The sequence below is a fragment of the Novosphingobium aerophilum genome, from assembly GCF_014230305.1.
Lineage (GTDB): Bacteria > Pseudomonadota > Alphaproteobacteria > Sphingomonadales > Sphingomonadaceae > Novosphingobium > Novosphingobium aerophilum.
Map to the genome: position 1 here is coordinate 20109 of NZ_JACLAU010000004.1, position 9539 is coordinate 29647.

The 9539-nt window shown below is 69.0% G+C and carries 11 protein-coding genes; 9 read left to right on the plus strand and 2 right to left on the minus strand.

Annotation, left to right across the window (positions count from 1 at the left end):
* Positions 1-43 precede the first annotated feature (43 nt).
* The 6 genes from nagZ (at position 44) to tatC (ending at position 4065) form a co-directional block, all read left to right on the plus strand.
* On the plus strand, positions 44-1057 hold the full coding sequence (gene nagZ / locus H7F49_RS04480; protein WP_185682379.1) for a beta-N-acetylhexosaminidase: 1014 nt from the start codon (positions 44-46) through the stop codon (positions 1055-1057).
* On the plus strand, positions 1054-1806 hold the full coding sequence (locus H7F49_RS04485) for a segregation and condensation protein A (protein WP_185682380.1): 753 nt from the start codon (positions 1054-1056) through the stop codon (positions 1804-1806). The genes nagZ and H7F49_RS04485 overlap by 4 nt, the downstream gene beginning before the upstream one ends.
* Entirely contained in the window at positions 1803-2489 is a 687-nt protein-coding gene (scpB, locus tag H7F49_RS04490) for an SMC-Scp complex subunit ScpB (protein WP_185682381.1), read from the plus strand. Before H7F49_RS04485 ends, scpB begins: the two co-directional genes overlap by 4 nt.
* An 80-nt stretch (positions 2490-2569) precedes the next feature.
* Positions 2570-2803 (plus strand): twin-arginine translocase TatA/TatE family subunit, encoded by a 234-nt coding sequence (locus H7F49_RS04495; RefSeq protein ID WP_214647657.1) that lies wholly within the window; start codon positions 2570-2572, stop codon positions 2801-2803.
* Positions 2804-2824: 21 nt separating this feature from the next.
* Positions 2825-3247, plus strand: coding sequence for a Sec-independent protein translocase protein TatB (gene tatB, locus H7F49_RS04500; RefSeq protein WP_185682383.1), 423 nt, complete (start codon positions 2825-2827; stop codon positions 3245-3247).
* Between the two features lie 2 nt (positions 3248-3249).
* On the plus strand, positions 3250-4065 hold the full coding sequence (gene tatC / locus H7F49_RS04505; RefSeq protein WP_185682384.1) for a twin-arginine translocase subunit TatC: 816 nt from the start codon (positions 3250-3252) through the stop codon (positions 4063-4065).
* A gap of 33 nt (positions 4066-4098) precedes the next feature.
* On the opposite strand, the gene H7F49_RS04510 is transcribed toward tatC, so the two are convergent.
* Together H7F49_RS04510 and H7F49_RS04515 are read right to left on the minus strand one after the other, a co-directional pair.
* Positions 4099-5790, minus strand: a complete 1692-nt coding sequence (locus H7F49_RS04510; RefSeq protein ID WP_185682385.1) for an amidohydrolase — start codon at positions 5788-5790, stop codon at positions 4099-4101.
* A gap of 56 nt (positions 5791-5846) precedes the next feature.
* The gene (locus tag H7F49_RS04515) at positions 5847-6746 is read right to left on the minus strand and encodes an NAD(P)-dependent oxidoreductase (RefSeq protein ID WP_185682386.1); all 900 of its coding nucleotides are present in this window, start codon (positions 6744-6746) and stop codon (positions 5847-5849) included.
* Positions 6747-6833: 87 nt separating this feature from the next.
* Here H7F49_RS04515 and H7F49_RS04520 point away from each other — a divergent pair, with 87 nt between their 5' ends.
* The 3 genes from H7F49_RS04520 (at position 6834) to H7F49_RS04530 (ending at position 9532) form a co-directional block, all read left to right on the plus strand.
* The gene (locus tag H7F49_RS04520) at positions 6834-7226 is read left to right on the plus strand and encodes a VanZ family protein (RefSeq protein WP_185682387.1); all 393 of its coding nucleotides are present in this window, start codon (positions 6834-6836) and stop codon (positions 7224-7226) included.
* Positions 7227-7269: 43 nt separating this feature from the next.
* Positions 7270-8523, plus strand: coding sequence for a threonine ammonia-lyase (locus H7F49_RS04525; RefSeq protein ID WP_185682388.1), 1254 nt, complete (start codon positions 7270-7272; stop codon positions 8521-8523).
* A 169-nt stretch (positions 8524-8692) separates the two neighbouring features.
* The gene (locus H7F49_RS04530; protein ID WP_185682389.1) at positions 8693-9532 is read left to right on the plus strand and encodes an arginyltransferase; all 840 of its coding nucleotides are present in this window, start codon (positions 8693-8695) and stop codon (positions 9530-9532) included.
* Positions 9533-9539: the final 7 nt, after the last annotated feature.

Here is a 9539-nt window from a genome sequence, read left to right on the forward strand (position 1 = left end):
CTGCGGCCTTGCGAAGGCCCGGTTTTGCTGCGATTCCCCGGGCATGATCCCCGCGATTTTCGGGCTCTCCGGGCCCCGGCTCACCGCTGACGAACGGGCGTTCTTCGCCGATGCCGATCCGGCGGGCTACATCCTGTTCGGCCGCAATGTGGAAAGCCGCGAGCAGGTCCGCGCCCTGACCGATGAGCTGCGCGCGATCCACGGGCGGGAGCGGCTGCTGGTCACGATCGATCAGGAAGGCGGCCGGGTCGCGCGGATGAAGCCGCCGGTGTGGCCAGCCTTTCCGACCGGCGAGGCCTTCGATCGGCTCTATGATGTGGCGCCGGCCAGCGCGATCGAGGCAGCGCGCTGCAATGCCGAGGCGCTGGGGCTGGAGCTGGCCGAGGTCGGAATCTCGTGCGATTGCTGGCCGGTGCTCGACGTGCGCGAACCCGGTGCCCACGACGTGATCGGCGATCGCGCCCTGGGTACCGAGCCGCTCCGCGTCGCTGCACTGGGGCGGGCCATCCTGGACGGGCTGGCGCGGGCCGGGGTGGTCGGCGTGGTCAAGCACATGCCCGGGCACGGCCGGGCTCTGGCAGACAGTCACAAGGAGCTGCCCACCGTAACCGCCGACGAGACCGCGCTGGAGCGCGACCTGGCCCCCTTCCGCGCGCTCGCCCATGCTCCCGTGGCGATGACCGGGCATATCCGCTTCACCGCCTGGGATGCCGAGCATCCGGCCACCCAGTCGCCCTTCGTGATCGAGCAGATCATTCGCCAGCGGATCGGTTTCGGCGGTCTGCTGCTGACCGACGATCTGGACATGGAGGCGCTTGCCGGGCCCGTGCCCGAGCGCGCGGCGCGGGCGCTGGCGGCTGGCTGCGACATCGCGCTTAACTGCTGGGCGAAGATGGACGACATGATCGGCATCGCGGCCGCTTGCCCGGTCATCCGCACCGACAGTGCCGCGCGGCTCGCGGTCGCACTCGCCGGCACGGGTCCGCTGGTGGCCGATCCGTCCCGCGGTGCGGCGCTGGCGGCCAAGCGCGACAGCCTGCTGGCGCTGCACGCGTGAACGCCGAGACGGCCGACACGGTGGAGGCCGAGGCGCTCGTCGTCTCGCTCGACGGGTGGGAAGGACCGCTCGACCTGCTGCTCGATCTGGCGCGCCGCCAGAAGGTCGACCTGCGGCGGATCGCGATCCTCGACCTGGTCGACCAGTATCTGGAATACATCGAACGCGCCCGCGCCCTGCGGCTGGAACTGGCGGCCGACTACCTCGTGACGGCGGCCTGGCTGGCCTATCTGAAAAGCGGGCTGCTGCTCCCGCGCGAGGAGCAGGAAGAGCCCAGTCCCGAAGAGTTGGCGCTGCGGTTGCAACTGCGGCTGCAGCGGCTGGGCGCCATGCGTGAGGCGGCGGCGCGGCTGCTGGCCCGGGATCGGCTGGGGCGCGACGTGTTCCCGCGCGGCAATCCCGAAGGGCTGGCGGTCGATCGGCGCAACCAGTGGGCCTGCGACTGGTTCGATCTGGTCCAGGCCTATGCCCAGGTGAAGGCGCGCAGCGCGCCGGTGGTCCATATGGTGCGCGACCGGATGGTGGTCACGCTCGAATCCGCACTGGCCCGGGTCTCGGTCATGCTGGGGGTTTCGCTCGACTGGATCGAGCTCCGCGATTTCCTGCCGCCCCAGGCCGAGCCGCGCCTGCGCCGCTCGGCCCTGGCCTCCAGCTTCGTCGCCGCGCTCGAGCTGGCCCGGCTGGGCAAGGCCGAACTGGCCCAGAGCGAGGTGTTCGGGCCGCTGCAATTGCGCGGGGTGCGGGGATGAGCGAAGCGATCGGCCCTGACCTCGGGCGGGCGCCCGACGATCTGGTTCGCGCGGTCGAGGCGACGCTGTTCGCGGCGACCGAACCGATGAGCCCGGCCGCCATCTCGGCCCACCTCGGCGGGGCGGAGGTCGGGCCGGCCCTGACCGAGCTGGCTGGGCACTATGCCGGTCGCGGCATCACATTGGTCGAACGCGGCGGATGCTGGCATTTCCAGACCGCCGCCGACCTGGCCCACCTGCTCCGGCGCGAGCGGGAAGAGGTGCGCCGCCTGTCGCGCGCGGCGACCGAGGTGCTGGCGATCATCGCCTATCATGAGCCGGTCAGCCGGGCCGAGATCGAAGCGATCCGCGGGGTGCAGACCGCGCGCGGCACGCTCGACGTGCTGCTCGAAGCCGGCTGGGTCCGGGCTGCGGGCCGCCGCGAGGTGCCGGGCCGACCGGTGATCTATGCGACCACCCAGGCGTTCCTCTCCCACTTCGGACTCGAATCCCGGCGCGACCTGCCCGGACTGGATGAGCTGCGCGCGGCCGGGCTACTCGATCCGGTCGACGATGTGCTGGCCGAGGCGATGGGCATGGCCCCTGATCGCTTTCCCGGACCTGCCGATGCCCGGTATTCCGACCAGTCGCCGCGTCCGCAGGGCGGGGATACTGGCAATACGCCGGAAAACGCCCTAGATTAGCAAGACGGCGAGCCCTATGGGCGATACGCTGACCGGGTGGCCCCGCTGGGACCGCCGCCCTTGTCTCAGGAGTTGCTTTGATGGGTCTTTCGCTTCCCCACCTGCTGATCGTCGCGCTGGTCGTGCTCGTGCTGTTCGGCCGCGGCCGGATTTCCGAGATGATGGGTGACTTCGGCAAGGGCATCAAGAGCTTCAAGCAGGGCATGGCCGACGACGAGACGGCGCGGCCGGCTCCGCCGCCGGCGCAAATCCCGCCGGCTGCCGCCCCGACCGAAGCCGCGCAGCAGCCCTCGGGCGATCAGCTCCCGCGCTAAGCCGCGGCGGATTCCCCTCCCATGTTCGATATCGGCGCCGACGAACTGCTGCTTACGGCGGTTGTCGCCATCGTGGTGATCGGCCCCAAGGACCTGCCGCGCGCCATGCGCGTGACCGGCCGTTGGGTCGCCAAGATGCGCAAGATGTCCAACGCCTTCCGCGCCGGCTTCGAGAACATGGTGCGCGAGGCGGAGCTGGAGGAGATGGAGCGCGAATGGAAGGCGCGCAACGCCGCGATCATGGCCGCCCATCCGACCGTCACCGCCGATCCCGACATCGATTCGGCGGCCGCCGCTGCCGCGGCCGAGGGCCATGTCCCCGCGCTTGAGCATCATCCCGTGACCGCCGAGGCACCCATTGCCGCAACCCCGGGCACGCCGGACGCAGTCCCCGGAACCGCGGCCTCGGCTGATGGCGTGGCCGCCGGGCACGCGGGGGACTGACCATGGCCTTCCGCATCGATGACATCGACGAGACCCAGGCCCCGCTGCTCGATCACCTGCTCGAGCTGCGCACCCGGCTGGTCCGCAGCATCATCGCGCTCGCCCTCGCTTTCGGGGTGTGCCTCTATTTCGCGGGGGACATCCTGTCCTTCCTGCTCCGTCCGCTGGCCGAGGCCGGGCAGGGGACGCTGATCTACACCAAGCTCTATGGGCAGTTCTTCGTCGAGTTGAAGGTGGCGCTGTTCGCCGCCTTCTTCGTCTCGTTCCCGATCATCTCGAACCAGATCTGGGCCTTCATCGCGCCCGGGCTCTATGCCCGCGAAAAGAAGGCCTTCCTGCCGTTTCTCATCGCCACTCCGGTGCTGTTCACCGGTGGCGCGGCATTGGCGTACTATGTCGTCATGCCCAAGGCCTTCGGCTGGATGCTGGGCTTCCAGGGCAGCCATGGCGGGGTCAAGATCGAGGCCCTGCCAAATTCCGAGGACTATCTCGGCCTGGTCATGCAGTTCATCCTGGCCTTCGGGATCAGCTTCCTGCTGCCGGTCCTGCTGCTGCTGCTCAACCGCGCTGGAATCGTCTCGCGCCAGCAGCTGGCCGGTGCGCGCCGCTATGTGATCGTGGCGATCACGGCGATCGCGGCGGTCATCACCCCGCCCGATGTGCTGTCGCAACTGATGCTCGCCATCCCGCTGCTGTTCCTGTTCGAGGGCTCGCTGCTGTTCATGCTGTTCACCGAGCGCAAGGCGGAGCAGGAGAAGGCCACCGAAGCGCAGGCAGCGGAGGCGGGGCTGCCTGCGACCACGAGTTCAGAGAACTGAGCCGCTTCCCGGCCGAAGCCGGGCATTCCACCCTCACGGCGTAGAGGCCGTCTCCGCCGACCACACCTTCTGCCCGCCCACCCAGGTTTCAAGCACCCGCGTCGCGCGCAGTTCGCTGGACGAGACCATCAGCGGATCGCGGTCGACCAGAATGAAGTCGGCGCGCAGCCCGGGGGCGAGGCGGCCGAAGCGGGTCTCGGCAAAGCCGGCATAGGCCGCGCCGGTGGTGTAAGCGGCGAGGGCATCCTCGCGGGTGACACGCTCCTGCGGCTGCCAGCCGCCATAGGGCTGGCCATTCTCGTCCTGCCGGGTGATCGCCGCGGCGAGGCCGGCCCAGGGATCGGGCAGTTCCACCGGCGCGTCCGAGCCGAAGGCCAGCCGGCCGCCGGCCTTGAGCGCCGAAGCCCAGGCATAGGCCCCGTTCAGGCGGGCTGGTCCCAGCCGTGCTTCGGCCATCAGCCGGTCCGAGGTCTGGTGAACCGGCTGCATCGAGGCAATCGTGCCGTGCTGGCCGAGCCGGGGCAGGTCGACCGGATCGATCACCTGGGCATGCTCGATCCGCCAGCGGCGATCACCCTTGTAGGTTTCGGACAGCTCGGCAATCGCGTCCAGCACGCGGGCATTGGCCTTGTCGCCGATCGCGTGGACCGCGACCTGGAACTTGTCGAGCGCGGCGCGGCTCATCAGGTTGCGTAGTTGGGCCTCATTCAGCAGTGGCAGGCCCGACTGGCCCGGGGCATCGGCATAGGGCGCCTTGAGCAGGGCCCCGCGCGAGCCGAGCGCGCCATCGAGGTAGAGCTTGACGCCGCCGAGCCGCAACTTGTCGTCATAGAGCCAGGGGCTCGGCTGCGATCCGGCGATCAGGGTCATCGCCTCGGTCCCGGCCGCATAGGCCATGATCCGAATGCGCAGCGCGCCAAGGTCACCGGAACGGCGGAACGCCTGCCAGTCCTCGATCGACGCGCCCATGTCGGCCACGGCGGTCAGACCGCGCTTCAGGAACAGCTCCTGCGCCTTGGCAAAGGCCAGGTCGCGGTCCTCGGGGCGGGGCTGGGGGACAACCCGGCCGACCAGCTCCTGCGCCGCGTCGACCAGCACCCCGGCGGGCTGCTGGTTGGCACCGACACGCTCGATCCGGCCGCCCACCGGGGGCTGGGTCGCCGCGCTGACCCCGGCCGCCGCCAGCGCCGCGCTGTTGGCCCATCCGGCGTGACCATCGGCGCGCGACAGCCAGACCGGACGGTCCTTGACCACGGCGTCGAGTTCGGCGGCGGTGGGGAAGCGGCCGAGGCCCCAGACCTCCTGGTTCCAGCCGCGCCCCAGGATCCACGGATGATCGGGATGGGCGGCGGCATAGGCGGCAATCTTCTCCTGCGCCTCGGCTAGGCTGCGCGTGGTCGACAGGTCCAGCGTCAGCGCGCCGAGCCCCACCTCCATGACGTGGACGTGGGCATCGATCAGCCCCGGCATCAGCACGCGGCCCTTGCCGTCCAGCAGGTAGTCCACCTTGGCCGGCCGCTTGTCACCGCGGTGGAGCACCCGCAGCACCTTGCCGTCGTTGCCGATCAGCAGCCCGTCGAGCCGTTCGACCTTGCCGTCCTCGGTCAGGGTGAAACCGTCGACATGGTCGATCAGGGTATCGGCAAGGGCGGGGGCACTGCCCGCCGCGATCAGCAGCGAAGTCGCAAGGATGATCGGGTGGTTGCGGGGAAGGCTGATTGTCATGGCTCCTGAACGTCCTGCTGGTGCCGCGGATGAACCCAACGGGCTTGTTGCCGCCGCTACCGCTTCCGACCCGGCAGCGGCAGGCGGCGGACCAGTGCGCTGGTGTCCTCGCGCCCGCCGCCCAGCGCCTGGACCTCGGCATAGAACTGGTTGACCAGCGCAGTGATCGGCAGCGAGACGCCCAGGGCACGGCCTTCGTCCATGGCCAGGCCCAGGTCCTTGCGCATCCAGTCCACCGCGAAGCCGAAGTCGAACTCGTCGGCGGCCATGGTTTTCCAGCGGTTGTCCATCTGCCACGACTGCGCCGCCCCGCCGGATATCGCCTCATAGACCTTGTCGGTGTCGAGCCGGCTGGCCTGGGCGAAGCGCATCGCTTCGGACAGGCCCGACACGACCCCGGCGATGCAGATCTGGTTCACCATTTTGGCGAGCTGACCATAGCCGGATTTACCGATATGGACCACGCGCTGAGTGTAGGCGGCGAAGATCGGCTGGGCCGCCGCGATCGCTTCGGGCCGACCGCCGCACATCAGGGTGAGTGTTCCCTTTTCCGCGCCGATCTGGCTGCCGGTCATCGGCGCGTCGACGCAGAGCACCTCCTTGTCGCGTGCCTCGACCGCGATCTGCCGGGCGATCCGCGCCGAGGCCGTGGTGTGATCGATGAACAGGCCGCCCCGGCGCAGGGTGGAGAAAACGCCGTTGGGCGCCAGCACGACATCCGACAGGTCATCGTCGTTGCCCACGCAGGTCAGGACCACATCGGCCCCGTCAGCGGCATCGGCCGGGCTGGTTGCGACCCGCACCGCCAGCCCCGGATTGGCCGCCAGCCAGGCGTCGCGCCGGGTGGGGGAACGGTTGAACACGGTCAGGCGGTGGCCAGCCTGGCCGAGGTGGCGCGCGAGCGGGCCGCCCATCACGCCGAGGCCAATGAAACTGACGTTGCAAGGGGTGGTCATCGTCCGCCTGTTTAGCCGCAAATCGCGGCGCCGCCAGCCCAAAGAGCGTGCTTGGTTCGCCCGCGATGAGCGGCTAAGGCGCAGGCTATGCCAATACCCCAGCCGCTGTTCTCGACCGCCGCCCGGGTGCTGTTCTGCGCCGCACTGGTCTTCGCGGTGATCATGGCGATCCTCCCCAAACCGCTGCAGCTGCCGACCGACGCCCTGGGCGACAAGTTCCACCATATCCTGGCCTTCGCGGCGCTGAGCACGCTGGCCGCGCTCGGCTGGCCCCGGGCGTCGCGCTGGCGCACGATCGAGCGGCTGTCCTTCCTGGGCGCGCTGATCGAGGTGGTCCAGGCGATCCCGGCGTTGCATCGCGATTGCGACATCCGCGACTGGGTGGCCGATACCGTGGCGATCATGGTGGTCACCGGGATCGCGGCCGTGCTCACCAGGGGCCGGAATGGCGTGGTCGCGCAACAAGATTGCGGCGATTAGCGGTTCGACAAGCCGCGCGGAATATCCTAGGGCCCGGCCCACTATGTCGACGCTTGCACCGCTCTCCGCCGAGGCGCCCGAACCGGCGCTGCTGACCCTGACCGACGTGCAGGCAGCCGCGATGCGGATTGCCGGCAAGGTTGTGCGCACGACCACCGAGCACAGCCGGACCCTGAGCGAGATTGCCGGCTGCGACATCTGGCTGAAGTTCGAAAACCTGCAGTTCACCGCCGCTTACAAGGAGCGCGGCGCGCTGAATGCGCTGCTGCTGCTGACCGACGAGCAGCGCGCGCGCGGGGTGATCGCGGCCTCGGCGGGCAACCATGCCCAGGGGCTGAGCTATCACGGCACCCGCCTGGGCGTGCCGGTGACCATCGTGATGCCGCGCACCACCCCGACGGTGAAGGTGATGCAGACCGAGGCGGTCGGCGGCAAGGTCGTGCTGGAGGGTGAGACCTTCGACGAGGCTTATGCCCATGCCCGGCGGCTGGAGCAGGAACTGGGGCTGGCCTTCGTCCACCCGTTCGACGAGCCGGCCGTGGCCGCCGGGCAGGGCACCGTCGCGCTCGAGATGCTCGCGGACGTGCCCGAGCTCGACATGCTGGTGATCCCGGTCGGCGGCGGCGGGCTGGCCACCGGGATGGGCACGGCCGCGCGCGGGTTGAAGCCCGGCATCGGGTTGGTCGGGGTCGAGGCCGAGCTGTTCCCGTCGATGTACAACAAGCTCAAGGGCACCCAGTACCCGACCGGGGGCGATACCCTGGCCGAAGGCATCGCGGTGAAGGAACCGGGGCAGTTCACCAGCAGGGTCCTGGCCCAGTTGCTCGACGAATTCCTGCTCGTGTCGGAACCGGCGATGGAAGCGGCAGTGGCGCTGCTGCTGCAGATCGAGAAGACCGTAGTCGAAGGCGCCGGCGCGGCCGGGTTGGCCGCGGTGATGGCCAACCGCGAGCTGTTCGCCGGACGCAAGGTGGGCATCGTGCTGACTGGTGGCAACATCGACACCCGCCTGCTGGCCAACGTGCTGCTGCGCGACCTGGCGCGCTCCGGCCGTCTCGCCCGCCTGCGGCTGACCCTTCAGGACCGCCCCGGTGCCCTGTTCAAGGTGATGGAAGAGTTCAACCGCCATAACATCAACATCATCGAGATCTGGCACCAGCGCATCTTCACGCACCTGCCGGCCAAGGGCCTGATCACCGACATCGAATGCGAGGCGCGCGACCGTGACCAGCTGGAAGCGCTGGTCGCCGCGCTGCGCGCCAAGGGCTACGACGTCAGTCAGGTGGATGTGAACTGATCGGGGCGGAGGTCAGCTTTTTTACGCATTAACCCTTATTGTGGGTTAATGATGGTTAAAGCACTTTCCTCTCGCGGCCACTCGCCGCATAGTCGTGCCATCGAAGCGCACGAGCCTTTCGTGCGCCGCTCCCTGGTGGGGCCCGAATGGATCGAGGATCACCGGCGCAGTGACTGCACCTGTCCGTTTTCCCAGGTTCTTTGTCACCAGCCCGGCGCCCTGTCCGTATCTGGCTGGGCGGATGGAGCGCAAGGTGTTCACCGAGCTCAAGGGGCCGCATGCCGACGCGCTCAACGATGCGCTGAGCCGGATCGGCTTCCGCCGCAGCCAGACCGTCGCTTACCGCCCGTCCTGCGGCGATTGCAGCGCCTGCGTCTCGGTGCGGGTCTGCGCTACCGAGTTCCGCCCGTCCTCCACCCAGCGCCGTAACCTCAAGCGCAACCTCGATCTGGTGGTGACCGAGTGCAAGCCGTGGGCCACGCCCGAGCAGTTCGAACTGCTCCGCGCCTACCTTGGTACCCGCCATCCCGACGGCGGCATGGCGCAGATGGACGAGGTCGATTTCGCCGACATGGTGGAACATACCCCGGTGACGAGTTTTGTCATGGAGTATCGGGAACCTGGAGACGGGGGCACGCCGGGTCGCCTGGTCGGGGCCTGCCTCACCGACCGGCAGGGCGATGGCCTGTCGATGATCTACAGCTTCTACGATCCCGCTCATGAGGCGCGCGCAGGGCTTGGCAACTTCATAATTCTCGATCACATCCGCCGCGCGGCACGCATGGGTCTGCCTTATGTCTATCTCGGCTATTGGGTCGAGGGCTCGGAGCGGATGCAGTACAAGGTGCGCTACCGGCCGCTCGAACGGCTCGGGCGCGACGGTTGGGAACGCCTGAGCGATGCCGAGCAGGATCGACTTATCCAGTCCGTGGCGCGCACGCCCGACCCGGCCGACGGGCAGCCTGTCGCAGACGGTCTATCGCCGGCCGCCGATAACGATCGCCTCTAGCCTGACG